Annotated in this window: 21 protein-coding genes; 10 read left to right on the forward strand and 11 right to left on the reverse strand. The window is 55.0% G+C overall.

The features are described 5' to 3' along the window. Positions 1-84 precede the first annotated feature (84 nt). The 4 genes from ACQG1K_RS00245 to ACQG1K_RS00260 form a co-directional block, all read right to left on the reverse strand. Complete coding sequence (locus ACQG1K_RS00245) at positions 85-1,449, reverse strand: efflux transporter outer membrane subunit (protein WP_022646568.1); 1,365 nt, start codon at positions 1,447-1,449, stop codon at positions 85-87. Next, complete coding sequence (locus ACQG1K_RS00250; RefSeq protein WP_367075526.1) at positions 1,449-4,559, reverse strand: efflux RND transporter permease subunit; 3,111 nt, start codon at positions 4,557-4,559, stop codon at positions 1,449-1,451. Before ACQG1K_RS00250 ends, ACQG1K_RS00245 begins: the two co-directional genes overlap by 1 nt. After that, positions 4,559-5,680, reverse strand: a complete 1,122-nt coding sequence (locus tag ACQG1K_RS00255; RefSeq protein WP_367075527.1) for an efflux RND transporter periplasmic adaptor subunit — start codon at positions 5,678-5,680, stop codon at positions 4,559-4,561. The genes ACQG1K_RS00250 and ACQG1K_RS00255 overlap by 1 nt, the downstream gene beginning before the upstream one ends. 147 nt (positions 5,681-5,827) lie before the next feature. Next, complete coding sequence (locus ACQG1K_RS00260) at positions 5,828-6,397, reverse strand: TetR/AcrR family transcriptional regulator (RefSeq protein ID WP_022646570.1); 570 nt, start codon at positions 6,395-6,397, stop codon at positions 5,828-5,830. Between the two features lie 185 nt (positions 6,398-6,582). On the opposite strand from ACQG1K_RS00260, the gene ACQG1K_RS00265 reads away from it, so the two are divergent. Then, positions 6,583-7,002 carry a GNAT family N-acetyltransferase gene (locus ACQG1K_RS00265; RefSeq protein ID WP_058677106.1) on the forward strand — a complete coding sequence of 140 codons (420 nt, stop codon included), beginning with the start codon at positions 6,583-6,585 and terminating at the stop codon, positions 7,000-7,002. Here ACQG1K_RS00265 and ACQG1K_RS00270 read toward each other — a convergent pair. Then, entirely contained in the window at positions 6,999-7,646 is a 648-nt protein-coding gene (locus tag ACQG1K_RS00270; RefSeq protein ID WP_032622106.1) for a TetR/AcrR family transcriptional regulator, read from the reverse strand. The genes ACQG1K_RS00265 and ACQG1K_RS00270 overlap by 4 nt on opposite strands. Positions 7,647-7,724: 78 nt before the next feature. Between ACQG1K_RS00270 and ACQG1K_RS00275 the strand changes: the two genes are divergently transcribed. Next, on the forward strand, positions 7,725-9,224 hold the full coding sequence (locus ACQG1K_RS00275; protein ID WP_058646776.1) for an MDR family MFS transporter: 1,500 nt from the start codon (positions 7,725-7,727) through the stop codon (positions 9,222-9,224). A 229-nt stretch (positions 9,225-9,453) separates the two neighbouring features. Continuing rightward, positions 9,454-10,254, forward strand: a complete 801-nt coding sequence (gene nlpA, locus ACQG1K_RS00280; protein WP_058677108.1) for a lipoprotein NlpA — start codon at positions 9,454-9,456, stop codon at positions 10,252-10,254. An 18-nt stretch (positions 10,255-10,272) separates the two neighbouring features. Here nlpA and ACQG1K_RS00285 read toward each other — a convergent pair whose 3' ends face one another. Then, positions 10,273-10,953: an EAL domain-containing protein gene (locus ACQG1K_RS00285; protein ID WP_426760306.1), complete on the reverse strand. Its 681-nt coding sequence runs from the start codon at positions 10,951-10,953 to the stop codon at positions 10,273-10,275. Positions 10,954-11,029: 76 nt separating this feature from the next. Continuing rightward, the gene (locus tag ACQG1K_RS00290) at positions 11,030-11,650 is read right to left on the reverse strand and encodes a LuxR C-terminal-related transcriptional regulator (RefSeq protein ID WP_015570093.1); all 621 of its coding nucleotides are present in this window, start codon (positions 11,648-11,650) and stop codon (positions 11,030-11,032) included. Positions 11,651-12,219: 569 nt separating this feature from the next. Here ACQG1K_RS00290 and ACQG1K_RS00295 point away from each other — a divergent pair. Beyond that, a complete protein-coding gene (locus ACQG1K_RS00295; RefSeq protein WP_032622107.1) occupies positions 12,220-12,855 on the forward strand; it encodes a LuxR C-terminal-related transcriptional regulator in 636 nt (211 codons plus the stop codon). Positions 12,856-12,861: 6 nt separating this feature from the next. Here ACQG1K_RS00295 and ACQG1K_RS00300 read toward each other — a convergent pair whose 3' ends face one another. Genes ACQG1K_RS00300 through ACQG1K_RS00315 form a run of 4 tightly spaced genes read right to left on the reverse strand, consistent with a single transcriptional unit; the run spans position 12,862 to position 17,779 of the window. Further along, positions 12,862-13,926 (reverse strand): fimbrial protein, encoded by a 1,065-nt coding sequence (locus ACQG1K_RS00300; RefSeq protein ID WP_157506423.1) that lies wholly within the window; start codon positions 13,924-13,926, stop codon positions 12,862-12,864. Positions 13,927-13,941: 15 nt separating this feature from the next. After that, positions 13,942-16,434, reverse strand: a complete 2,493-nt coding sequence (locus tag ACQG1K_RS00305) for a fimbria/pilus outer membrane usher protein (RefSeq protein ID WP_367075532.1) — start codon at positions 16,432-16,434, stop codon at positions 13,942-13,944. A gap of 15 nt (positions 16,435-16,449) precedes the next feature. Continuing rightward, complete coding sequence (locus ACQG1K_RS00310) at positions 16,450-17,142, reverse strand: fimbrial biogenesis chaperone (protein ID WP_367075534.1); 693 nt, start codon at positions 17,140-17,142, stop codon at positions 16,450-16,452. Between the two features lie 52 nt (positions 17,143-17,194). Beyond that, positions 17,195-17,779 (reverse strand): fimbrial protein, encoded by a 585-nt coding sequence (locus ACQG1K_RS00315; protein ID WP_022646579.1) that lies wholly within the window; start codon positions 17,777-17,779, stop codon positions 17,195-17,197. Between the two features lie 374 nt (positions 17,780-18,153). Here ACQG1K_RS00315 and ACQG1K_RS00320 point away from each other — a divergent pair, with 374 nt between their 5' ends. The 6 genes from ACQG1K_RS00320 (at position 18,154) to ACQG1K_RS00345 (ending at position 25,206) form a co-directional block, all read left to right on the forward strand. Further along, entirely contained in the window at positions 18,154-18,966 is an 813-nt protein-coding gene (locus tag ACQG1K_RS00320) for a winged helix-turn-helix domain-containing protein (RefSeq protein ID WP_022646580.1), read from the forward strand. Positions 18,967-18,984: 18 nt separating this feature from the next. Then, on the forward strand, positions 18,985-19,455 hold the full coding sequence (locus ACQG1K_RS00325) for a hypothetical protein (protein ID WP_022646581.1): 471 nt from the start codon (positions 18,985-18,987) through the stop codon (positions 19,453-19,455). Positions 19,456-19,682: 227 nt separating this feature from the next. Next, a complete protein-coding gene (locus ACQG1K_RS00330) occupies positions 19,683-20,306 on the forward strand; it encodes a common pilus major fimbrillin subunit EcpA (RefSeq protein ID WP_003860995.1) in 624 nt (207 codons plus the stop codon). Between the two features lie 45 nt (positions 20,307-20,351). Then, the gene (locus ACQG1K_RS00335) at positions 20,352-21,029 is read left to right on the forward strand and encodes a fimbria/pilus periplasmic chaperone (RefSeq protein WP_022646582.1); all 678 of its coding nucleotides are present in this window, start codon (positions 20,352-20,354) and stop codon (positions 21,027-21,029) included. A gap of 6 nt (positions 21,030-21,035) precedes the next feature. After that, entirely contained in the window at positions 21,036-23,630 is a 2,595-nt protein-coding gene (locus ACQG1K_RS00340; protein WP_367075537.1) for a CS1-pili formation C-terminal domain-containing protein, read from the forward strand. Beyond that, complete coding sequence (locus ACQG1K_RS00345) at positions 23,608-25,206, forward strand: hypothetical protein (RefSeq protein WP_023305163.1); 1,599 nt, start codon at positions 23,608-23,610, stop codon at positions 25,204-25,206. The genes ACQG1K_RS00340 and ACQG1K_RS00345 overlap by 23 nt, the downstream gene beginning before the upstream one ends. Positions 25,207-25,209: the final 3 nt, after the last annotated feature.

Genomic DNA, 25,209 nt, shown 5'->3' on the forward strand with positions numbered 1-25,209 from the left:
TGTATCGTTACATTCAGGCAGGCGATTCCAGCCGAAAGTATGAATTTACTTTTCACCTGGTATGAGAATCGCCCTCTCAGGCCGTTACTGAACCCCTCCACCCAGCGATTGCCACAGCGTGATGCGGTTTTCCAGGTCGGTTTGCTGCAAGGCAATCAGTGATTCCTGTGCTGACCACAGCGATCGCTGCGCGGTGAGCACCGTCAGATAATCGCCCGCGCCAGCCTTGTAACTGCGCGTCGCCACATCCAGCGTTTTTTGCTCCGCCGCCACGTATTCACGCTGGGCATCAAGCTGTTCGCTCAACGTTTCGCGCCGCGCCAGCGCGTCGGCCACGTCCTTAAACGCGCTCTGGATGGTCTTCTCATAGGTCGCAATTAACCCTTTTTTCTCCGCTTCCGCATAGCGCAGCTGCGCCATATTGTTGCCCCCGCTAAACAGCGGCAGGGTGATGGACGGCGCGAACGACCAGACCTTCATGCCGTGGCTGAACAGGGATGACAGCGAATCGCTGCCGACGCCCGCGCTGGCGGTCAGTGAAATGGTCGGGAAGAAGTTGGCGCGTGCCGCGCCGATGTTGGCGTTAGCGCTCAGCAGGTTATGTTCCGCCTCCTGAATGTCCGGGCGACGCAGCAGCGCGCTGGAGCTGACGCCCGCCGGGATCAGCGTGATGGCGTTATCGCTCAGGCTCTCCAGCGTGCCGGGCAGCAGGTTCTCGGGCACCGTATCGCCCGCCAGCAGGTTAAGGGCGTTTTTGTCCTGCATCACCAGCGTCTGGTAGCTCGCCACGCTGGCGCGCGCCTGCTGGTAAACCGCCATCGCTTCACTGACGTCCGTGGCCGCTGCCACACCTACTTCCTGCTGACGTTTGACGATTTTGAGCGAGTTCGCGGCGCTCTCCAGGGTGGATTTCGCCAGCGCCAGATTGCTGTTATCCGCCGCCAGCGTCACCCAGGCCGTGGTCAGCTCGCTGACCATTGTCAGGCGCGTGTTCTGCGCGGTGAACTCGCTGGCAAGCCAGGTTTCACGCGCGGCGCGCGACAGGCTCTGGTTGCGGCCAAACAGATCCAGTTCGAAGCTGGAGACCGTGCCGTTGGCTTCGTCGCTCGTCGCGACGCCGCTCGCCAGCGTGCGGCTGCGGGTGTGGCTCAGTTCCGCGTCCACCGTCGGGAACAGGGACGAGCGCGTTTCGCCATACTGGGCACGGGCGGCGTCGATATCCGCAATCGCTTTTTGCACGTCGCGGTTGCTGTTTAGCGCCATCGTCACCACGCTTTTCAGCCGCGCATCATTCATCACCTGCTGCCACTGGCTCACCACGGCGCTGGCTTCGCCGTGCGCGCCGGGCAGTGTGGCCGGAACGGGTGCGTCCGGGCGCTGATACGTGGGATCTAATGACACACAGCCTGCGCTCAGCAGTGCTAACGCTAAAACAGTTACACGAAACATTATGACCTCCGGTTTGCGTGCTTACCGGAGAACAGACGTTTCACCAGTACAAAGAATAAAGGAACAAAGAAGATGGCCAGCAGCGTCGCGGCCAGCGTCCCACCGATAATGCCGGTACCGATCGCCACGCGGCTGTTGGCACCTGCCCCGGTTGCCACGGCCAGCGGCGTAACCCCTGCGATAAACGCCAGTGAGGTCATGATGATCGGACGCAGACGCGTCTGGGCGGCCCGCAGGGCGGCGCGCGTCAGTGAGTAGCCTTCGGCCACTTTGGCTTCGGCAAACTCGACAATCAGAATGGCGTTCTTCGACGACAGACCGATGGTGGTCAGCAGCGCCACCTGGAAATAGACATCGTTGCTCAGGCCGCGCAGGGAGGCGGCAATGGCCGCGCCCAGCACCCCAAGCGGGATCACGAGGATCACCGAAATGGGCACCGACCAGCTCTCATACAGTGCCGCCAGGCACAGGAACACCACGAGGATGGAGAGGGCATAAAGGCTCATCGCCTGACCGCTCGCCAGTTTTTCCTGCAACGACAAACCGCTCCACGCCCAGGTGCTGCCGGACGGCAGGTTATTCGCCAACTGCTCCATTTTGCTCATCGCCGTACCGGAGCTGGCGCCGCTGGCGTTCTCGCCCTGAATTTCATACGCCGCCGAGCCGTTGTAGCGCACCAGGCTTTCCGGGCCATACTCCCAGCGGGTAGTGGCGAAGGCGGAGAATGGGGTCATAGTGCTGTCGCTGCCGCGCACATACCATTTGTTGAGATCCGACGGCACCGCACGATAGTCGCTGTCGCCCTGGATGTAGACCTTTTTCACGCGGCCACGGTCAATGAAGTCGTTCACGTAGGTGCCGCCCCAGGCGCTGGACAGGGTGTCGGTGACGTCGCTCAGGGAGAGCCCCAGCGACACGGCTTTGTTGTTATCGATATCCACCTGAAGCTGCGGCATCTGCGGCAGATCGTTGGCGCGCACGGCGTGCAGCGAGCTGTCCTGATTCGCTTCGCCAATCAGCTGGTTACGCAGTTTCAGCAGCGCGTCGCGGTCGGTGCCGCCGCTCGCCATCAGCTCAAAGGTAAAGCCGTTGCTCTGGCCCAGACCGTCCACTGCCGGCGGTGTCATCGCAAAGATGGTGGCATCGCGGATGGCGCTCAGCTCCTGCGTGGCGCGCAGGGCAATGGCCTGCGCGGTGTTTTCCTCGCCTTTACGCTCTGACCAGTTTTTCAGGGAGACGAACGCCATCCCGGCGTTCTGGCCGCTGCCGCTGAAGCTGAAACCTTCAACGGTAAAGATCACGTCGGTATTGGCTTTCTCTTTGGTGAGGAACCACTCGCGTACCTGGCGGCTTACCTCTGCGGTACGCACCGCGGTTGCGCCGGCAGGGAGGGTGTACTGCACCATGATTTCACCCTGGTCTTCGGTTGGCAGGAAGCTGCCCGGCAGTTTCAGCATGGCGAACCCCATCGCGCCGCAGAGCAGGGCGAAGATCACCAGCATGCCGCCGGAACGGCGCAGGGCGCGCAGAACCTTATTCTGATAGCCGTGCTCGGTCTTACTGTAGAAGCGGTTAAACGCGCCGAAGAAGCCCTTTTTGTGCGGAGCGGTGTGATTCAGGATCGAGCCGCACAGCGCGGGCGTCAGGGTCAGCGCCACCACCACGGAGAGGAACATCGCCGAAATAATGGTGACCGAGAACTGACGGTAAATGACCCCGGTAGAGCCGCCGAAGAAGGCCATCGGCAGGAATACCGCAGAGAGCACCAGTGCAATGGCGATCAGTGCGCCGGAAATTTCGCCCATCGATTTTTCGGTCGCTTCCCGAGCGGGCAGCCCTTCGTCGCGCATAATACGCTCGACGTTTTCCACCACCACGATGGCGTCATCCACCAAAAGTCCTATCGCCAGCACCATGGCAAACAGCGTCAGGGTGTTGATGGAGTAACCGAACAGCGCCAGTACGCCGAAGGTGCCCAGCAGCACCACCGGCACCGCCAGCGCCGGGATCAGCGTCGCGCGGATGTTTTGCAGAAACAGGTACATCACCACCACCACGAGGATAATGGCTTCGAACAGGGTCTGAATCACGTCCTCAACGGAGATCTTGATGAACTCGGTGCTGTCTTTCGGGTAGGCCACGTCGTAGCCTTCCGGCATCGACTTTTTGAACTCGGCGATCTTGTCTTTTACCGCCGTGGCGGTGTTAAGCGCGTTGGCGCCCGGCGAGAGCATCACCGCCATACCCGCCGCCGGGTGGCCGTTCAGCTTCGCGGTGGCGGTGTAATCTTCGCTGCCCATCTCCACGCGCGCGACGTCGCTGATGCGCACCACCGCACCGTTGGACTCGCTCTTGACGATGATTTTTTTGAACTCATCGACCGTTTGCAGACGCGACTGAGCGCGAACGGTGGCGGTCAGCTGTTGGGCGTTCGACGAGGGCAGCGCGCCGATTTTACCGGCGGAGACCTGGACGTTCTGCGCTTCAATCGCGCTCTGCACGTCGGAGGGCATCAGCGAGTACGACGCCAGCTTAGCCGGGTCGAGCCAGATGCGCATCGCGTATTCTGCACCGAACACCTGCAGGCTGCCGACGCCATCCACGCGCGCCAGCGGATCCTGCATATTACTCACCAGCCAGTCGGCGATATCCGAGCTGCTGGCGGTGTCGGTTTTATCATATACGCCCATGATCAGCAGGAAGTTGCTCTGGGATTTTTCGACGGTGATCCCGGACTGCTGCACCTCGGTCGGCAGGCGTGATTCCGCCTGCTGGACTTTGTTCTGCACCTGTACCTGAGCGGTGTCCGGATCGGTTCCCTGTTCAAACGTGACGTTGATGCTCACCGAACCGTCCGAGCTGCTGGTGGAGGTGAAGTAGAGCAGGTTATCCAGCCCGGTGAGCTGCTGCTCGATCACCTGCGTCACGCTGTTCTCCAGCGTTTGTGCGGAGGCGCCGGTGTAGGTGGCGGAGATTTTGATCGACGGCGGGGCAACGTCCGGGTACTGCGCAACGGGCAGCGTGCGGATCGCCAGTATCCCGGCGAGCATGATGAGAATGGCGATAACCCAGGCAAAGACCGGGCGACGCACGAAGAAACGGGAAAACATCAGGCGTTTCCTCCGTTGGTTTTCATCTCTTCAGCTTTCACTTCCTGCCCGGCGGTGACTTTGTCGGTGCCTTCCACAATCAGCTTATCGCCCGCCTTCAGGCCATTCAGCACCAGCCATTTATCGCCGTAGGTGTCGCCCGTCTCCAGCTGACGCTGCTCGACCTTGTTGCTGGCGTTCACCACCAGCGCGGTGGCGGTACCTTTGGCGTCGCGGGTGATGCCCTGCTGCGGCGCGAGGATCGCGTCATTCATGATGCCTTCATCCACTCGGGCGCGGACGAACATGCCCGGCAGAAGCTGATGCTGCGGGTTCGGGAAGACGGCGCGCAGGGTGACTGAGCCGGTAGACTCATCCACCGCCACTTCGGTTAACGCCAGATGGCCTTTTTCGCTGTAGCTGCTGCCGTCTTCGAGGATCAACGACACGTTCAGCGTATCGTTGTTGCTGGCGAGGGTTTGCTTGCGTAATCGCAGCAGATCGGCGCTGGAACGGGTTAAATCGACGTACATACTGTCCAGCCCGCGAATAGTGGCCAGCGCGGTATCCTGCTGGGCGGTCACCAGCGCGCCGGGGGTCACAGAGGAGATGCCGATACGTCCGGCAATCGGCGCGGTGACGGTGGTCCAGTTGAGGTTAATGCGGGCACTTTCCAGCGCGGCTTTCTTTGACTCGACGCTGGCCTTGTCCTGCGCGCAGGTGGACTTCGCGTCTTCCGCATCCTGACGTGATACGCCGTCATCCTTAACCAGCTGCGCATAGCGCCGGGCTTTCTGGCAGTCGGCCTGCACCAGCGCCTGCGCCTGTTTCAGTGCGGCGGCAGCTTCATCATAAGCGGCGCGGTAGCTGGAAGGATCGATCTGATACAGCGCCTGCCCGGCCTTGACCGTATCGCCTTCGGTGAAGAGCCGTTTCTGAATAATGCCGCCCACCTGAGGGCGCACTTCGGCGCTCATCGCGGCGGCGGTGCGGCCGGTCAGCTCGCTGACCACGGACACCGGCTGGCTCATGAGTGTGACAATCCCCACTTCCGGAAGAGGACGCTGGGGAGCAGATGTTTGCGCATTATCGCACCCTGTCAGGAGGAGTAATGCTGCGATGGAGGTTGTTATGGTTTTCATAATCTTTTTCCAGGGTGAACGAAGCCTGCCCTGTTAATCGCTTAACAGGGAGGAGGGCTAATTAAAAGCACAGCGATCCCGCATCTCTGGCAGAGCCAGAAATGAAAAAAGGGAAATTACTTATTTCCGCTAATTATTCACATGCGATTACTTCGCAGAGAAAAGCATATTTAAAATATTCTGGTATATGGGCTCTAATTGTTCTGACGGTACTTTTAAAGGCGTGAGTCGACGGTAAATCGTGCCTTCGATCATCACGGCGGTAATCTCCACGCAGCAGCGAATATGCTCATCGCTCAGGTGGGGGAACTGCTTTTTCAGGTGCTCACAGGCGTTGGCGAACATGCGGGCTTCGGCTTCGATCAGCATGTTTGCCACCAGCGGATTGCGCGTGGCCTCTGCGGACATTTCGAGCATTAGCGCGTCATCATCTTCGTTAAGCGTCTGGCGCCAGGCAAGCGCCTGCGGCATCCCTTCAACCAGGGTTTTGCCCTGCATCTCCTCAATACGTGAGTCGATAATGCGCCGGATCATCTCTTCAATGATCGCGTCTTTGTTACTGAAATAGCGATAGATTTGTCCGACGCTGAGCCTGGCTTCGCTGGCGATCTGCGACATGCTGGCAGCGTGAAATCCACTGGCGCGAAAGCAGCGGCGCGCGGCGGTGATGATTTCGTCCTGCCGTAGTTTTTGTCGTTCTTCCAGCTTTGTGCTCATCGTCGGCTACCGTAAAAAGTGAGAATGATCGTTCTCATTATACGTTTTCGGAGCCTATTGGAAAGGTTTTTTTTATTTACATATTGAATGAATATTTCCTTGTTTAAACAATGGAGGAAATAAGGAGTTTTTATGAAGGTTAAGCTGTGAGATATTCAGATTGCGCTGAAAATAAGGAGAGATTTATGCACCTGAGCATTACAGATAAAGTCACGGCTGAAGAAAAAGAAGAATTATTAACGGGGCTAAGAGCCTATAACGCGCAGTATTTAGATCTGGCGACGTTTAGTGGCGATATTGGCGTATATGTGCGGGACGACAGCGGCGTCATGCTGGGCGGGTTAATCGGCGTACGTAAAGGCGACTGGCTGAATATCGACTTTCTGTGGGTCAGCGACAGGGTGCGGGGAACGGGCGTCGGCAGCCAGCTGATCAAAACGGCTGAAGAGGAGGCCCGTCGTAAAGGGTGTCGTCACGCGCTGGTGGATACGGTCAGCTTCCAGGCGCGTCCGTTCTATGAAAAACAGGGTTATCAGGTGCAGATGTCCTTACAGGATTACCCTTATCAGGGAATGCAGAGACACTATCTGACCAGGGATCTTTAACCGCCGATCCCGTTGCCGATCACGGCTAACACGTGGCGCACAACGATCTCCGGCGAGAGGGCATTAAGCCTCTCGTCATTGCGCATGCGAGAGAACGGCACCAGCACCAGGCTCAGCAGCGTCGTGAACAGCAGTTCGGGGGCTAGCGCCGGATTCAGCTTTCCTTCCTGCTGCCAGCCTTTGATGGTTGCCAGCGTGGTGTGATATTTCTCATCGCCAAAGCGCTCCTGCAAATGCGTACGCAGTACCGGCATCTCGCCGATCACCTCCTGCATCCACAGCGGGGCAAACCAGCGATACTTTTCCGCCAGTTCGGCCAGCACCCTGACCATTTCCGTCAGGGCATCCACCGGCGAATCCCGGTTGTCGGCGAAAATTGCCCCGATCCGCTCACGTAACGGCAGGAAGCGCTCCTCAATCATCGCATCCAGTAACTGTTCTCTGGAGTTGAAGTAGTAGTGCAGCATGGCGGGCGTCACGCCGGCTTCGCGGGCAATAGCGTTCAACGACGTATTGGCGATCCCCTGGCGGGAGAAGAGGTTCAGGGCGATGTCCAGCAGCTGTTCGCGGCTGGCGGTAACGCGCTTGCCGCCGCGCGGACGTCCGGGACGGCGGGGTTCAGAATTGTCTTTTAGTGCTGGCACGGTCACGCTGTCTCTTGATCTTATCCATAACTTACCTGAATATTAATTATTCGATTAATTAATTTCAAGCGATCTCTTATGGAGTCTGACGTAATGACTCAACCTGCGAAAAACGCACCGTCGATTAAGCTGCTGTTCAGCGCACTCCTGCTGGTGATGCTGCTCTCGGCGCTGGATCAGACCATTGTCTCCACCGCGCTGCCGACCATCGTCGGCGAGCTGGGCGGGCTGGATAAGCTCTCCTGGGTGGTGACAGCCTATATCCTCAGTTCGACCATCGTGGTGCCGCTGTATGGCAAATTCGGCGATCTGTTTGGCCGTAAAATCGTCCTGCAAATCGCAATAGTGCTTTTCCTGGTGGGCTCTGCGCTGTGTGGCCTGGCGCAGAACATGACCCAGCTGGTGCTGATGCGCGCCCTGCAAGGGCTGGGGGGCGGCGGCCTGATGGTGATCAGCATGGCCGCCGTGGCGGACGTGATCCCGCCTGCCGATCGGGGTCGCTATCAGGGTCTGTTTGGCGGCGTGTTTGGCCTGGCGACGGTGATAGGCCCGCTGATCGGCGGGTTTATCGTTCAGCATGCATCCTGGCGCTGGATTTTCTACATCAACCTGCCGCTGGGGCTGTTTGCGCTGCTGGTGATTGGCGCGGTATTCCACGGCAGCGCGCGGCGCAGCAAGCATGAGATTGATTACCTGGGGGCGATTTACCTCAGCATGGCGCTGCTGTGCATCATTCTGTTTACCACCGAGGGCGGTACGATCCGCCAATGGAACGACCCGCAGCTGTGGTGCATTCTGGCCTTCGGCCTGACGGGGATCGCCGGGTTTATTTACGAAGAGCGGCTGGCGTGGGAGCCGATTATCCCGCTGTCGCTCTTCCGCGACCGCAGCTTCCTGCTCTGTAGCCTGATTGGCTTTATCATCGGCATGTCCCTGTTTGGCTCGGTAACGTTCCTGCCGCTCTATTTACAGGTGGTGAAAGACGCCACGCCAACGCAGGCCGGCTTGCAGCTGATCCCCCTGATGGGCGGGCTGTTGCTCACCTCCATCATCAGCGGGCGCATCATCAGCCGCACCGGGAAATACCGTCTGTTCCCGATCCTCGGCACGCTGCTCGGCGTGGTGGGGATGGCGTTACTGACGCGCATTTCAATCACCTCCCCAACCTGGCAGCTGTACCTGTTTACCGGCGTGCTGGGCATGGGGCTGGGACTGGTGATGCAGGTGCTGGTGCTGGCGGTGCAGAACAGCGTGTCAGCCGATCAATACGGCGTAGCGACCTCTGGGGTGACGCTGTTCCGTTCCATTGGCGGGGCGATTGGCGTTGCGCTGTTTGGCGCGGTGTTCACCCATATTCTGCAATCAGGGCTGATCGACAGGCTGCCGGAAGGGGCGGAACTGCCGCGCGAACTAAATCCCGTTGCCATTCACCATCTGCCTGATGCCCTGCGTCTGGACTATCTGGATGCGTTCGGCTCGGCTATCCATGCGGTGTTTATGCTGGCGGCGGGGATTATGGTGCTGGCGTTTGTGCTGTCGTGGTTTTTGCGCGAAGCGCCGCTGCGTCGGCAGGCGTGAGGTTAGCGGTTCTGCTTGCGCCTGGACTACCGTAGCCTGATGCCCATCGCCCGGTGGCGCTACGCTTACCGGGCCTACACTTCGCCCGTTACGTAGGCCGGGTAAGCGCAGCGCCACCCGGCAACAGGCCGCATATAACTTAACCGTCTTACTGATTCCTTTTCGTTTTTTAGCCTGCCATCTCGTTGTCGATATAGTCTTCAAAACCACTGTCGAAAGGAACTGTCTCGTGAAATTTCAGTTGAGTGCTCTGGTGCTCGCGGCCCTGCTGCTGGCAGGTTGCGATCAAGGCGGCAATGATGCCAAACACATTAAAGTCGGCGTGATTAATGGCGCTGAGCAGGACGTGGCGGAAGTCGCCAAAAAGGTGGCAAAAGAGAAATACGGTCTGGATGTTGAGCTGGTGGGCTTTAGTGGCTCGCTGCTGCCCAACGATGCCACCAACCAGGGCGAACTGGACGCCAACGTCTTCCAGCATCGCCCGTTCCTTGCACAAGATAACAAGGCGCACAATTACACGCTGGTCGCCGTGGCCAATACCTTCGTCTTCCCGATGGCGGGTTACTCCCGAAAGATTAAATCGGTGTCTGAGCTGAAGGATGGCGCAACCATTGCGATTCCAAACGATCCCACCAACCTCGGTCGCGCGCTGTTGCTGCTGCAAAAAGAGAAGCTGATTACCCTTAAACCGGATGTAGGCCTGCTGCCGACGGCGCTGGATATTACCGCGAACCCGAAAAACTTACAGATTATGGAGCTGGAAGGTGCGCAGCTGCCGCGCGTGCTGGACGATCCGAAAGTGGATGTGGCCATCATCAGTACCACCTATCTTCAGCAAACGGGGCTGTCTCCGGTACATGACAGCGTCTTTATTGAGGACAAAAACTCGCCTTACGTGAATATAGTGGTCACGCGTGAAGACAACAAAGACGCCGAAAACGTGAAGGAATTTATCCAGTCCTATCAGTCGCCGGAAGTGGCGAAAGCGGCAGAGACCCTTTTTAACGGCGGTGCGGTGCCGGGCTGGTAAGCCACGGTAAGCTGGCCCTCACAGCGTTACGCGGGCATCGGTGCGGCTTTCGGGCCACAGAAAACCCTGGCCAGACTGTGCGCCAGACGTGCGGACGCGCGCCAGATCCCGCGAATTCTCGATGCCTTCGATAAGAATTGATTGCGCGATACCTGCCCTGACCTCCTGCACAAACGGGGCAAGCGGCGCGCGCTCGCGCAGCGCTGAACGGTCAATTTTTACCCCATCCAGCGGCAGCGCAAGCCGCGCGAACGCCTCAGCCAACTCCCGGGTTAAATCGTCCAGCCAGATTTGCCATCCCGCCTCTTTTAACCGAACAAGCGTGGCATGAAGACGATGTTGCTCAGCCTTACTCAGCCGTGTGATGGTGAGAGGATCCTGAATTTCAATCGTTAACCGCTGCTGATGGCGTAACGCCAGCAACAACCGGATAGCGCGTTCGTCGAGAAGGTGTTCTGCCGGAAGGTTTAGCCAGTAAGCGTCCCGGACGGGTATCTGTAACAGGGTGTTGGCCTGCCAGAAGAAGATTTGCAGCGCGCTGCGCGAAGGCAGAGAAGCAAACAATATCTCCAGATTGACGTTATGGATCTCCACGAGAACTTCATGCGCGAACACCTGGCCCGAATGAAGATCGACAAGCGGCTGGAATCGCAGCCCTGAGATACGTTGCAACAGGGGAGAGGGAAGAACGGTATACATGGAACAGCCTTCAGGAAATGAAAAAAAGGTTCCCGCGGACACGGGAACAAAAGGCAAACGACACACGGTCAAATTCTTAATTCAGGATCCAGCGAATGCTCTGGTAAAACGAGGGGCCACGCACGGCCTTAAGCTTGTTCATGGCGTTGTTTTTATAAAAGTAAACCAGCCTGACGTTACACCCCAGCTGACGGGCGATTTGCTTGGTTTTGAGATTACAGGAATAGCCGCGCAATACGCTGGCCTCCTCGCTGGACAGCCTCGCCGGGGTGCGTAAGCGGGTAGTCATGCCTACGTTGTAACGACCAGACTCTTGCGGCGTCTGGCTCATCAGTATTTGCCACAGCGCTTTGATATCCCCCAGGGAGACTCTTTTGCTGATTACCCCATCAACATGTTTGAATTTCAAATAGCCGGCGGATAACGAATAGATATAGATCTTCGCCGTCACTTGTTTCTGTTTAATACAGAGAATGTCGTCATTCGTCGTCACCCGGAAATGACGCGTATTCAACGGATCATAAATGATGATATCAAAGAGTTGTTCACTCATAGCAAGTTCTTCGATATGGGTAAACCCATGGAAAATAACGTCGTGTTTTTCATCAGGCTCACGCTTTCCGAGCGATTGCAGGCCAATCATCGTGAATTCGCAGCTGTCAACAACGGCAACGTGAATTGTTTTTTTATTTTGCATTGGCATTCTCCTTTCGCTGAGTAAACAGTCCATATAAGAGAAAATGGCGGTTCGCACTCTCTTATTAAAAGAATGGCGAGCACTTTTTAAATAACGCGATGCGATGGCATCAATGTAAGCCAATACAAACCGTCGAGTAAAGCCGATGCCAATTATTAGAGGAAGATAAAATTGAAAAATGGTTTTAATGGTATATGCAATTGTTTTAATCTTCTAATAATATTCATGCCAGATTTTTATTCTGTGAATGGGCGGTTAATAAGCATCAGAAGGTTGATTGATGGGGTTTATCCACCGTTTTTTCAGTGGCTTACTGCTATTCCTGAAAGAAAAATTGTGATCGCGGCAGGGTTATCGACAAGGCTTTATCTGCAAGAGGAAACGGCGTGCAGAATAAAATAGAATTTTTTCTATAAATTTAATGTCCTTGTTCAGATTTTTAAGCCTGAGAAGGATAAAATCCTGGCGTGAAGAGGTTGTGAGTGATGAGTACATAAACTATTATCATTTTCCTCCGGTCACGAGAATTTAGAAAAGACATGAATAATACTGAACGTATCGTAAAGGTAATGGTGTTTTACAAAATAAATATATTTAAAGAGATAATATTCCGGGCGCTCCATGATCTTTTACCCGATTACGTACTGAACATTACTCAGGTCGATTCCACTGAACAGGCGCTGGCGGCGGTCGCGGATAATAACGTGGATGTTTTCTTCACTGAATTTAATTATCTGCTTAATCATAAAGAGTGGAGTGCGGAGGTCAGCAGCCGTTTTACATCTTTATGTAAAACCCATCACGTCAGGCGTGTTCTGTTGGTGCCCGAGCTGCCTTACGGGCTGTTAAAAAAAGTTCTGGAGATGAAATTTGAATTAACCATCAGTCAGCAGGATGAATTGACTGAACTGAAAAAGGAATTACCCGCGTTGCTCATGGCGGACGGGCAAACACCGTCGATCTCTTCGTGGCTCAGGCGGGTAATGCGGTCCGGTTCCCGGGCGCGCTCCATCCTCTCGGCCAGAGAGTGGGAGGTGCTCCATCTTATCGTGGAAGGATTTTCAACGACGGAGATTGCCCGTCATCGAAACCGTTCGGTCAGTACCATTGCGACGCAGAAGCACAATGCGATGAAAAAGCTGAATCTTTCCAACCACAGCGAACTGATTAAGTATGTGCAAGCGGTTGGAAAGATGGAGAAATAGCTCACATCAGGGATAGATAATATTCAGCGTAGCCGATGTATTGATCTTACCCTGGCTCACCTGGGCGGGCGCCCACACGTAATAGTACGCCGCCATCGGAAGGGTGAAATGTTCGTCCAGCGCCGCGCCAGCCGCCACGCTGAAAATCATCGTGGCGTTGCCACGGCTGGTGGTTGAGGTAGAGAAGATCACCGGCGTTTGCGGGGCGTCACGTTTTATCAGGCGTAGCCCCACGCCCTGTGCCGCGCTACTGCCGCTGTCGATCAGCACCGAGCTGTCGGTTGAGAGCAGCTGCGTGCTGGACAGAAACATCTCAATTGCCCGATCGGAATTGCCGTTAACCCCGACGTTCTGACAGCTCATGTTCAGTGAAAAAGGCGTCAGCCCCGGCTGTGAGGATGCACTGAGCTGGGGAATGCCGAGCGTCGGCAGCGCTACGGTCAGCCCCGCATTATCAAAGGAACAGGTAGTCAGTTTTGGCGCGTATTTGATGATCATCGGCTGACCAAACATATCCCGGTTGTCGTAAGGCCACTTGAACCCGCTGAATAACCACTGCGCTATCTTGATGACCTGATTGATTGGCCAGGTGATGATTTCCCAGAAGGATAACCCACTCATGTCGCTGACGAACAGAACGTCGCTCATGTTCGCTGTATCCCCCGTCAGGGTGGTGCCGCTCTGGTTAACGAGGGTGAAGCGAACCGTAAACGGTGTGTTCAGCTCAGACGCCGTATGGCTACCGCTGGCAGTCAGGGTTTTATTGGCCGGGGGATTGGTGATCTCCGCCCGCACCATATACTTGTTATTGCTGAATCCGAGGATGGTCGCGTATTTGCTGTCGGTCGAGAGGATCGGCGTGTAAGAAAATTCACTGTTACCCGTCGTACAGTTGAATGAGCCGCTGTACTGGGTGCTGAAGCTGCCGGTCCATGTGGGCGTGGCCGGGCTCAGCTTATCCGATAAATCAATGGTAATCGGTGTGCCATAAACGATGCTGCTGCCGGAGCAGGTGGCATAGCTCATCCCACTAATACTGGAGAGGAGCAGGAATATGAATGATCGTAACATTTTGATAATCCGTAATTAATGGCAAACCGATGAGGGGCTGTTCAGCCCCCAGGCTGGGGCGGAGATTTCGCACTTCCCGCCCCGGAGATGCACGTTGAGCGCGCGTGGCGGCTGTTCAGCGCGGATATACAGTACGCTGGCCTGGCCGACATACCCGACAGATTCACCGTGTTCATCAAGCACTTCGGTACCAAAGGGCAGCGGTTTGCCGTCGGCACGCGTCGCATGAAGTACCCATGACTGGCGTTTGTCGGTTTCGAAGCGGATGTAGCTCACCGCCCCGTCGTAAGGGGCCACGTTAGCCATGTTGCCGATCACCTCCGCGCCAGCGCTGTTTTCCGTTTGCGATAACGTAATGGCGTTTTTGCGATACGGGGTGGCGTAAGGCACCAGCGCCACGCCATCGCGGTTCGTCATAATGCTTTCATCGCCGTTCACCATCAGTCCCTCCGCTTTTGGCGCATCGACGATAGTCATGGTTGTGCCGGTTTCGTTTGAGGCGAGAACTTGCCACGGGTAGGCCACCAGGCTTCCCCGTCCGCTGAGCCCGGTCTGGCGGTAGTCGGAGGATTCGCTGTAAGAGCCACCGAGTGTCGCGAAGTTCGAACGGTACGCGGCGTTAACGCTTGCCGCATTTTTACCCCCCCGCGCATTACTGCCGGAGAGGGTGTAGCTCAGTCGGTTCGACGCCAGCGCGTTCCCGCTCATGCTGATATTGCTCTGCTCGTAATGCGAATCGCTGGCCGTCAGGCTGGAGGTGATCCAGGCATTATTATCAAACAGCGAGAACGGCAGGCTGAGGGAGAGGTAAAGGCGCGTCTCTTCTTCACTGTCCCTGTTCCGTACCCGGCTGGCCGACAGGGTATAGCTGGCGCGGCCGATGGCGTTGGAATAGCCCATCTGGTATTCGCGCGTGGTTTGCTGTGAGTTCCAGTAATCGCGCTGTGTGCCGGAGACAAATACCGTGCCCCAGTTATTGAGCAGGCGCTGATTAAGGTTAAGCGTAAAGGTATTCTTGGGCTGCGCCGCGCGCAGGGCATCCCAGGTGCTTAGCGACATGTCGGGCGCAACGCCAAACCGATCTTCATAGTCGTCGTACTGCGCTCTCAGGCGCTGATACCCTTCGCGCGAATAGAGCGCGTCGCTGAAGCTGTAATAGCCTTTAGTGGAATAGCGATAGGCCGCCAGGGTGAAGTTGGTGGCGGTGGTATCGATAAATTTGCTGTACGACACGCGATAACTCTGACCGCTGCTGGTGCGATCCTGTAGGGTGGTTTTGGCGTGGGTGACATCAAACGAGACCGCGCCAAACGGAAGGTTCCACCCGGTACCGACAAGCCCGGCCTGGTAGTTATCGCTAATAATCGTCCCGGTATACCCGGTGATGAGGTTATTAAACCCGTAGCGCAGCGTGGCCTGCATGAATGCGGGTTCGGCATCGAGCGTGTTCTGGTGCACTTTACCCGCCACCACGCTGTACTGACTCACCCCTTCTTTTAGCATCCCGGGCACGGCGGAAAACGGCACCGTGAAGGACTGCTGTGAACCGTCCGCTTCACGCACCACCACCAGCAAATCGCCCGCAGAGCCGGTAGGCTGAATGCTGTCGAGGGTAAACTGGCCCGGCGGTACGTTCTCCTGATAGATCACGTTGCCATTCTGGATAACTTTCACCAGGGCGTTCGTCCGTGCCACGCCGTGAACCACCGGTGAAAAACCCTGCTGTGAATTTGGGCGCATCTTCATGTCCGACGCCAGCGACACGCCGCGCACGCGCAGGGAATCAAACAGATCGCCAGGAATATAAAAGTCACCCAGCGTCAGGTTGGATTTCAGCGAGGCCAGGGGACGGCGCAGGTAGCGGGTATTATTCTGCCAGCTACTCTCTCCGCTGGCCGTTTTCCGCCAGGCGCTGCTGTCGCGAAACTGCCAGCCGAACAGGTTGGCGCCGGAATCCAGCCCGGCATAAAAATCATCATTTGTGTCTTTCGCAGCGCCTTTTGCGCGGGTGTTATACCAGGTCGTGTTCCACGAGAGCATCAGCGCCGGGATCCCCTCATCCCAAAACTGGGGGGCAATGTAACCTTCTTCAGTACGCAGCACGGCCGCCTGCGGAACGGTAAGCGCCAGACTCAGGGTGCTGGTATCGGTTTTGACTTCACCGCCCTGAACCAGATCGCGCAGCTGCACCTGCCCGTGCGCAATGGCGGGCGCAGGCACGGACGTGGTGTTGATGCCAAGCGACCGGGCATCTTTCCAGGCAAGGCGGATGTCGTCACGCTGCTCGCCGTAGATGACGGTATAACGTCCCTTCCAGCTGCCGTTTACGTAGATATCCATCTCCTGACTGCCGGCAGGCATGGCGTTGTTTTCGGAAAAGCGAGACAGATCGGACTCACCGGATGCGCCAGCAAGCAGGGAGGGATCAAACGAGACGGCCCCTGATTTATGCGAAAGCAGAAGCGTGCAGACTGCCAGCAGACAGAGTCTGTTTTGTTTCATTTTCATGGTGAGTCTTTCCGATCACTGACTGTTGAAAGTCCGGGTTTTATACGCGCCAAGATCGTCCACATACATCAGCTGGAAGGTCTGTCCGCGCTTAACCGTATTTTTTGCGGCGACCGTCAGCTGCCCAAACGGGGAAACCATCGGGGACTCCTGGAGCAATTTCGTTTTACCCAGCGAAATATTGGCGACCGTAATATGGAACGGACTGTTATTTGTAATGCGAAAGCGATCGCCTTCGGCGGCGAGCGTCAGTTTCGCCACCGCGTCATCCAGCGTGCCTTTCAGCGCAGCGGGCCGGTAAAAAAGTTTGATACGGGATTTAATCGCCAGCTGAACGGTATTCTGATTTTGCAGATTTTCAGGTCTGGGCGGAATGTCGAGGACATTCAGGAAAAAGACGGATTCGCGATCCGCAGGCAAGCTGGACGGCAGCTTTTTAATACGAAGCTGTTGGCCATTATGTTCGTTAACTTTTATCACCGGCGGCGACAGCAGAAACGGCACATTGGCTGTTTCCGGCGTGGAATTAATATCACCGTCATCTATCCAGGATTGCACCAGAGCGGGCGCATCGCCCGTATTCATTAACTGGACGATCACCTCTTTGTTATTTTCAGGATAAAGGACACGGGTGCCATTAATGACAATATTGGCCCATGAGTGACCGGTGCTTAGCAGTAAGCCTGCCAGCAAAATTGCCTTGCGCATGATTGCAACCTTAAATACAGGCTCTGAGAAAACAGAGCCTGTATAATCATTATTACAGGTAGGAAATGGTATACGTTACGTTGGAGCTTAACTCGCCCACGGTGGCGGCAGCGGCGTTCGTTTTATAGTAATAAACATCCAGCGTCAGCGTCTCGGAATCTGGCGCGGTCGCTGTACCCATAATATCCGTAGTGTAAGGCTGGTTCAGGGTAATTGGCGTAGACGAACCTGGCTCCACTAACGCAAAACCGACATTACGTGCCACACTGGCATCGCTTTCGTTCACGCTGTTATTCAGCAGGTATTTACCGTCAGTGGAAATATTATCCGCGCTGGAGAAATACACTTTCAGCGGGGTACCGGTTGTTCCGGCTGCTGGTGAACAACCTGAGAACGTCAGCGCAATAGATTTTTTATTCTTAGTGATCAGGCCAACCGTGGTGCCTGCATCTTTTACCGAAATAGGGGAAAGCGCAACGGTAAAGTCCGCGCTTTTACCGCCGTTAATGGTACAGGTTGTATCGGTAATAGCGCCGGTAAAGTTAATGATACCACCCGCCGAATTGTCTGCGGCAACTGCGCTGGTAGAAGCAATAGCGGCGGCCAGCAGTGATACGGTCATGATCGATTTGAACATGATAAACTCCATGAAGATTTGTGTTATTTAAAATGAATGTTAATCGGCTACACATGTCCCTGATGTACCGGCTAGACGCATGGCGACTCGGGAGAATGCTTTGACGATATTATGTTGCACTAAAAAAGTACATAACAAAACATTATTCCAACAACTTCTAAAGTTTAAGATTATAATCTTGCGAGTTAGTTTTTTTTAATGTTTTAACCTAAATGCGTTAGTTCGAATATTTTTATTAATGATTTAATAATTGTTAATTAATGAAGCTTTATGAATTCATCTCTCAATTAATATCACGCGACTTGACCACACAAACTTTAGACTTATTATTGCCTGGCAAATGCACATAATTTTAACAATGGCGTAATAATAATATGAAGTATCTCATTGATCTTACAATGCTTTATGAAGTCGACACCGGTATGATCATGATTAATGGAGAGGAAGAGTCATCCATTAAGTTATCTAACCAGGCGGGTCGTCTGCTTTATGAACTTATCATCAATAATGGTAAAACTCTCGACAGAGACGACCTGATAAAGAAGGTCTGGGAGGATCATGGTTTCTCTGGTTCTTCGGTAAGTCTGAATGTTGCCATAAGTGAAATCAGAAAAGCATTTCGTACTTTAGGATGCGATCCTTTACTGATAAAAACGATACGTGGCAAGGGATTTAGCCTTGCCGCGCATATTGAACATCACACGGTCAGGCCGCCGGTCGTTTCAACGCTTAGTGAGCAATCTGCCTCTGAAGCATTCGATACGCTAGCGCATAAGAAAGATGCCGATCCGCCTAAACAATTAATATCGCTGCACAGACTCTTTATTTCTCTTTGCACGTTATTACTGATTACCGTTATCGGCACCGCTGTTTTACTGTTGCACCAAAGGGATTCCTATGCCGAGAGCCTGAAAGATTCTGATATGCATCTGCTCGGTAAAGTGGACCGGTGTACGGTATACCTGATCGATAAGAATATGTATCAGCCGCGACAGCACTACTTTAATCACGTAAAAGAGGTCATTGCCAGTCAACATATCGACTGTCAACACCAGGTTGCAGATGCTTACTATTCCAGGTTTAAAAAGTCGCAGATAGAAAATTATTTCCTGGCCATCTGTTATCAGCAGGACAGTATCGACGATTATAAGAACTGCATTTCTTACAGAAGCCTGACCGGGAGTTAAAATATGTCAAGGACTAAAATGAGTGTACTGTTCAGTATCGTACTGGCGCTGTCTGCCATCGCGTTGTTGTGGATCTATTTTACCAGAACGCAGGATGAGGGGTTTGGCTGCCAGTCAGATACCATTTCCTGGAAAACCTATTCCACGGGTGAGTTAACCGATATGTCGCTAACCACGCTTTTCCTGTTTAACAACAAAGATGTTGTGACGGTTATTCATAAAGGCGTACTCAAGAAAGAGGGCAAAAGCTACCTGATTGACAGAAATTACACGCTCAGCGTGGAAAAAGTCGACGGAAGCAATATCTTTTATATTAAGGATAAAAAGCTGAATAAATCTGAAGATGATGCGGCACCGGATGGCGTTGTAAACGAAATGTTACTTGATAATATCAACTTCTTCTATATTACCCGCGTTAAACCGCACGCCTGGTTAATTAAGGGGCTGGTTTTGCCTGTAATGATGTGTGTGGCTGTTCCGACGTCCTGATATTTCTCTTTATTGAAAAATCGATATTTATCTATTGCTCGGGAAATTGAGTGATTTACTCAATACGTAACAATAAGATACGAGAAATTTATTTATATTTTTATTGTTATTCTCCGGCGAGTGAATTTTTCTGTATTGCCTCGTTATTTTGCGGCTGTCTATACTCCGCCTCGAAAAAGGGGCTCCCCTTTTTATACACGTGGATTCTTTTTTGAAGGACTAAATAAATGAACAAACTGAACGCTATCGTTCTGGGCTCCCTGCTGTCTGTTTCTGCCCTGAGCGCAGTTAATGCAGCAGAAACGACGGCTTCTGCCACCTGGCAGGCAACCGCGACCAAAGACAGCGAATCCGACCTGGTTGTTACGCCAACGCGTGCTTTGAACTTCGTTTACAGCGCCAATACCAAATCTTTCAACACCGATACCGGTCTGTTTGATGTGGCTATCCGTGGCGATCACTCTACGGCGACCAGCTTCAAACTCGAAGCTATCCTCGACGATTCAAACAACACGCTGTTCAGCGTGGGCGGTGAAGCGACCAAGCTGAAAGTGGGTGCGCGTTGGGGCGGTAACGACCTGGGCTCTATCGGTGGCACCGTGGGGGCGAAATCAACCGCATGGACCACGCTGGTTGATTCTTCTTCTAACACCGGCGTCTCTTCTGGCCTGTGGAACCTGACCACCAGCGCAGGCGCGGCGGCAGATACCGAAATTACCGGCCAGGACAAATTCGTCTTCTACGTTGACTCCGCTCAGGACAACGCGGGTACTGCGAAAGAGTTCAAAGACCTGACCAACAGCCTGTGGGAAGGGACCGTATCTGTTGCGTTCCGCGCAACCTGGGGCTAAGGCCTGATCGATCCAGGGGCGCAAGCCCCTGTTTAGGGAAATAGCATGTTTAACCTCAAATCCGCCTTCTTATTTTTATTATTTATCTCTTCCTCCGCGCTGGCCATTAATGTGGGAAAAGTCACCACCATTATTCCTGCGGATGCTGACTCCACCGCCAAGGAAATAAAAAACGAAGCAGACAGCGTGCGTATTGTTTCTGTTCGCGCACAGCGGATCAGCAGCCCAATGGATGAAGGGATCGTCATTAATCCGGAGAAAGTGGACGAGCTGTTGCTGACTCCCACGCGCATGGTAATGCCCGCCGGTACCAGCAATATTGTCAAATTTTACTATCACGGGAACGCCGATAACAAAGAGCGTTACTACCGCATTACCTTCACGGATGAAGGGGTGAGCGAAGAGGTGGACAGCGGTTCACCAAAAAACGGTACCGGGATGACGCGCGCGGTGGTGAGCACCATTCTGGTGGTTCAGCCCCGTGATAAGAAGATCGACTTCGTCTATGTGGCGGGGAAAATAACGAATAAGGGCAACACCGCTTTTCGCGTCAATGCGACCGGAACCTGCCTGAAGCCGAATCCGGAATCACCGACTACGCCGTGTACCAAAAACTTCTACCTGATGCCGGATACCTCGCGCGCTATCGAGGATATCAACGTTACGGATAACCATTTTCATCTCGGAATATGGGACCTGAAACAGTTCATACCTGTTAAGTAAGGATGCATGGTGAAAAATAAATTAGTGTTGCCGGTGATGATGGTTTGCGCATCCGGCACGCTGCCCGCGCTTGCGCATGCAGCCTCAAGCTCCGTGGTTATCGCTAATTACCGTTTTCCCGACTCGCTTTATGCACTGCTGGAGCAGGGGATCAAAATTCCCGTCTATCTGGTGAATACGCGTCCACACTCAGCACAACAAGGGAACCACGAAGGCACGGCGAGCGAATATGTTCGTATCGGTGACGTGACGCTCTTTGCAAAAGATCTGAAGCTGGGGCTGAGGGACGTTCAGGTCCAGGAGTCTGATAACGGCATTCGTCTGTCAAAAGAGATGAAAACGTTATTGCAGAGCATTAACGACAAGCAGTTTGATGACCAGATGCGCATTCCGGTAAGTACGGGGTCCGCGTTCGAGCTGGATCAGAAAAAAATGCGCCTGTTGCTGAATCTGTCGCAGAGCGACTACGGGGTAAATATCCGCCCGCGCGAGGTGGATATTGATGCGCCCGAGTCTGACGATCTGAGCGGCACATTCTCCTACAACCTCGGGGCGTATCACACCGAGAGCGGCTACGGTGACAGCTGGTCGTCGGGCTATCTGAACGCAAGAAACTGGATCTCAATGGGCGTTGATCATGTGCTGATCGACGGCTCTGGCTACGTCAACGAGAGCAGCAGCGATACCCAGATGAATGCGGTTATGTGGGAGCGCGACTATCAGGGGATGCGCTACGCCGCGGGCATGCTGAACGGCTGGGCGATGCAGTCTCTGGCGAGCGTCAGCGGGATTTCCGGCGGTGAAGTCTACGGCGTTTCCATGGGCAACCAGGCCAACTCCCGTAAGCGCGATAACACGCTCTCTCTGACGCCTGTGGTGGTCTATTTCCCCACGGCGGGCGAGGCCCGTATTCGTCGTGACGGGCAGCTTATCGGGATTCAGCGCTTTGACGTCGGCAACCATGAAATTGACACCAGCAGCCTGCCCTACGGGATCTACAGCATCGAAGTTGAGGTGGTGAGCGGAAGCCGCACCGTGTCGCGTAGCATGTACACCGTGAATAAGCCGTTCTCCAGCAACGTGTCGGAAACGCTGCGCTGGCAGATGTGGGGCGGGATGTATAGCCGCGATAAATCCGTCGTCAATTATAAAAAATACGCGAAACACAAAAACGAGCAGGACAACACCTACTACTACGATTACGACACCAAACATAAAGACACCATGTCGCTGGTGGGGGCCTCGTTCAGCAAGCGCAGCGGGATGGTCGACTGGAACGCCTCCACCTACATGATGCGGGAACACATCGTCAGCGAGCTGTGGGCCTCCCTGAACCTGACGGGCTATTTCTCGGTGAATACCCAGACCATGGCCGCCTCCGACGGAACGTACCGCGCCAACTACGGCGCGAATCTCAGCCTGCCGTGGCAGATCGGTTCGGTCTGGTACTCCCATGAACAGCTCTCCAGCGGCAAGTTCCTCGATATCTATGAGAGCAAGGGCAACACCTGGGGCGCCTCCTTTAGCCTGCCGTCGTTCGGCCTGCCCTCAGCGGGCAACCTGAGCCTGATGCGTCAGGAGGACGACCTCTATCGCTATAAACGCTATCAGCTGGACTACTCCCAGGGGTTATACGCCGGTCGCTACGGTACGGCGCGCCTGCGGGTGGGGATGTCGCGCAACAAATACGACGGGTATTACGAAGAGAAAGATCGCTACGTGATGCTCGATTTCGCCATACCGCTCGGCAATACCGTGTCGGTTGGCGTTTCCCACAATCGCGATACCGGCACGGCGCTGAACGTCAGCGCCAGCCGCCAGTTTGAAGGCGATTACCTGAAATCGGCCACCGCCAACGTCTCCAAAGCCTTTAACAGCCGCCAGGATCGCAGCGTAAGCGGCGGCGGCAGCGTGAACTTCGACACGCCGTGGAACAGCAACATCCTCAGCGTCCAGAGCGGCATGAGTAAAGGCTGGAACTCCACGCTGACCAGTGACGGCAGCGTGGGCTGGTCCAAAGAGGCCATCGCCGCCGGGAAAGGCACCGAAAGCGCAGGGGTGATTGTCAGTACCGGTCTCAAATCTGATGAAGCGCTGACCCTGAAGCTTAACGGCCGGGCAGAACGCATCAAAGGGGATAAAACCTGGCTGTCGCTGCCGGCATACCAGGCTTATGACCTGGAAGTGATGAACAGTGAAACCGGTACGGAAAGCTATGAGATTGGCGCGAATGCGCGTCGCCATATCACGGTTTATCCGGGCAATACCGTGGTGATGAAGCCGCAGGTGAAGAAAATCGTCACCCTGTTTGGCCGCCTTGTGGATGCAAACGGCAATCCGATTGGCGCCACGCAGATCAAAAACCACGTTGGGCTGACCCGGACGGAGAACGACGGACGCTTCGTGATCGACGTTGATAAGAACAACCCTGTCCTGAGTATCGCCACGCCGGACGACAGCGTCTGCGAAGTGCGCCTGGACATTGAGTCTAACCGCGGTGCGCTGTGGCTCGGGGACATCTCCTGCGACAAAGGCGATTTCGTCTGGCAGGAAGCAAAAGGAACGCAGGAACGTGACGATGAAAAAGATATTCGCTCTTAATTTGCTGCTGATGAGCGCGGTGGCCCATGCGCAGGAGCTGCCCTATTTCGCCATTAATAATCCGGACAATAACGGTACGGGAAACAGCGCGGGGCTGTTTAGTCTGAACAGCACCTCGACCGCGTTTTTACACGGTTCGCGTGAGTGGCCGACGCTGAGCGCGAAAACGAATAACGGTATCGCCACTTACATCCCGGACAACAGCTACAGCGGTCCGGCAGGCAGCGCGCTGACCATCGACTTTTCGGTGACCGGTTCCAGCGCCTCTCCGTTCTTTAAAGGGACGGCGTGTTCCTCGTCCTGCGGCAACACGGGGTACACCCCGACGACCCGCTATACCGATACGTCGATGGTGGTCAAGCCGCCGGTGATGGAGCCCGGCACGTCATACGGGCGCTGGGTCCTGGGCGATCCGTTCTTTAACTATCTGCTCAACGCCGCGCCAGGGGATGAAGTGACCATCACCTCCACGCCGCAAATCAGCTCCATCAACAAAGTGACCACCACCAATACGCTTCACAAGGTGGGCACGCTGACCATGACCAACGCCAGGGCGCTCAACCTGGGGATTGACCCGATCAGCGGCGAGGTGACGATTGTCGATGGATCAACAGGGGCCACCTGCACCAAATACACCCGCAACACGGTCTCTGGCGTGCTGTGCGACCTGCTTGAATACACGTTTGTTGGGGAAGATATCTCCGGTTACAACGGGGGGCTGGCGCTCACCTCTTCCCGCGTCAACAGCGTGCTGCAATCGCACATGAACGGCGGCACCGGGCTTGCCGCCGAGCTGACCTTCGATGAAAACACCTGGTACAGTATCTCCGGCGGTATCCTGAGTGATACGCGTGTCCTGGCAAACACCTTCCTCGCGGCGCCGCAGAAAAACGGCGGCAAAGCGTACCTTAAAATATTTTTGCCGAAAGCGTTAATTCTGAGCGTGGCGCAGGCGGGGGACGGCAGCAGCATTGGCAATATCGTCAGCCTGTGCCTGACGCCCGGCAACAGCTCGCTGGCGGCGGATTTCTGCTTCCAGCCGGGGGGCGGCCTGGTGATTAACCCTATTCAGCCGGGGCTGGAGATTACGCCCGACAACCCGGATTACGCCCTCGATCCTGACGGTCTGGGCGGCTCCGGGAAAGGCGCCATCGGCGAAACGCCCATTGAGATCCCCTACACCATCACCTACAGCGGGGCGCAAAAAGATGCGGCGATTGCGGTCACGGTAAAAGTCACCGGGCCTACTCAAAGCCTGAATGGGGTGGACTACTGCGCCTTCAGCGGCAACGGCTTTACGGTTCCCATTCCGGGCAACGTGCTGGTGGGGAAAAGCCAGACGCGCATGGCGCATAACTGTAAAGGCGAGGTACTGTCGATCCCGGCGCCAGCCACCCATGCGGAAGAGTGGGACAAAATGAGTTCCGGCGTGACCGATATGTGGCTCTGGAAAACACCGCTGATCCTCCAGTTCGTTATGGATAATCCGGTATCGAAGACCACCTATGACGGAAATAGCTGGTTTGGCGAAGTGACCGCGCAGGGAAGAATAGATGTTAGCGCATCCTGGAATTAATCA

Source organism: Enterobacter cloacae complex sp. 402C9, assembly GCF_050030745.1.
Lineage (GTDB): Bacteria > Pseudomonadota > Gammaproteobacteria > Enterobacterales > Enterobacteriaceae > Enterobacter > Enterobacter intestinihominis.

Coding starts and splice junctions, on each gene's coding strand:
- ACQG1K_RS00315 (WP_022646579.1), bottom strand. CDS start 17,779: ATGTTCAAATCGATCATGACCGTATCACTGCTGGCCGCCGCTATTGCT.
- ACQG1K_RS00245 (WP_022646568.1), bottom strand. CDS start 1,449: ATGTTTCGTGTAACTGTTTTAGCGTTAGCACTGCTGAGCGCAGGCTGT.
- ACQG1K_RS00320 (WP_022646580.1), top strand. CDS start 18,154: ATGAAGTATCTCATTGATCTTACAATGCTTTATGAAGTCGACACCGGT.
- ACQG1K_RS00250 (WP_367075526.1), bottom strand. CDS start 4,559: ATGTTTTCCCGTTTCTTCGTGCGTCGCCCGGTCTTTGCCTGGGTTATC.
- ACQG1K_RS00290 (WP_015570093.1), bottom strand. CDS start 11,650: ATGCAAAATAAAAAAACAATTCACGTTGCCGTTGTTGACAGCTGCGAA.
- ACQG1K_RS00255 (WP_367075527.1), bottom strand. CDS start 5,680: ATGAAAACCATAACAACCTCCATCGCAGCATTACTCCTCCTGACAGGG.
- ACQG1K_RS00340 (WP_367075537.1), top strand. CDS start 21,036: ATGGTGAAAAATAAATTAGTGTTGCCGGTGATGATGGTTTGCGCATCC.
- ACQG1K_RS00330 (WP_003860995.1), top strand. CDS start 19,683: ATGAACAAACTGAACGCTATCGTTCTGGGCTCCCTGCTGTCTGTTTCT.
- ACQG1K_RS00345 (WP_023305163.1), top strand. CDS start 23,608: ATGAAAAAGATATTCGCTCTTAATTTGCTGCTGATGAGCGCGGTGGCC.
- ACQG1K_RS00275 (WP_058646776.1), top strand. CDS start 7,725: ATGGAGTCTGACGTAATGACTCAACCTGCGAAAAACGCACCGTCGATT.
- ACQG1K_RS00305 (WP_367075532.1), bottom strand. CDS start 16,434: ATGAAAATGAAACAAAACAGACTCTGTCTGCTGGCAGTCTGCACGCTT.
- ACQG1K_RS00310 (WP_367075534.1), bottom strand. CDS start 17,142: ATGCGCAAGGCAATTTTGCTGGCAGGCTTACTGCTAAGCACCGGTCAC.
- ACQG1K_RS00335 (WP_022646582.1), top strand. CDS start 20,352: ATGTTTAACCTCAAATCCGCCTTCTTATTTTTATTATTTATCTCTTCC.
- ACQG1K_RS00325 (WP_022646581.1), top strand. CDS start 18,985: ATGAGTGTACTGTTCAGTATCGTACTGGCGCTGTCTGCCATCGCGTTG.
- ACQG1K_RS00295 (WP_032622107.1), top strand. CDS start 12,220: ATGGTGTTTTACAAAATAAATATATTTAAAGAGATAATATTCCGGGCG.
- ACQG1K_RS00285 (WP_426760306.1), bottom strand. CDS start 10,953: ATGTATACCGTTCTTCCCTCTCCCCTGTTGCAACGTATCTCAGGGCTG.
- ACQG1K_RS00300 (WP_157506423.1), bottom strand. CDS start 13,926: ATGTTACGATCATTCATATTCCTGCTCCTCTCCAGTATTAGTGGGATG.
- ACQG1K_RS00260 (WP_022646570.1), bottom strand. CDS start 6,397: ATGAGCACAAAGCTGGAAGAACGACAAAAACTACGGCAGGACGAAATC.
- ACQG1K_RS00265 (WP_058677106.1), top strand. CDS start 6,583: ATGCACCTGAGCATTACAGATAAAGTCACGGCTGAAGAAAAAGAAGAA.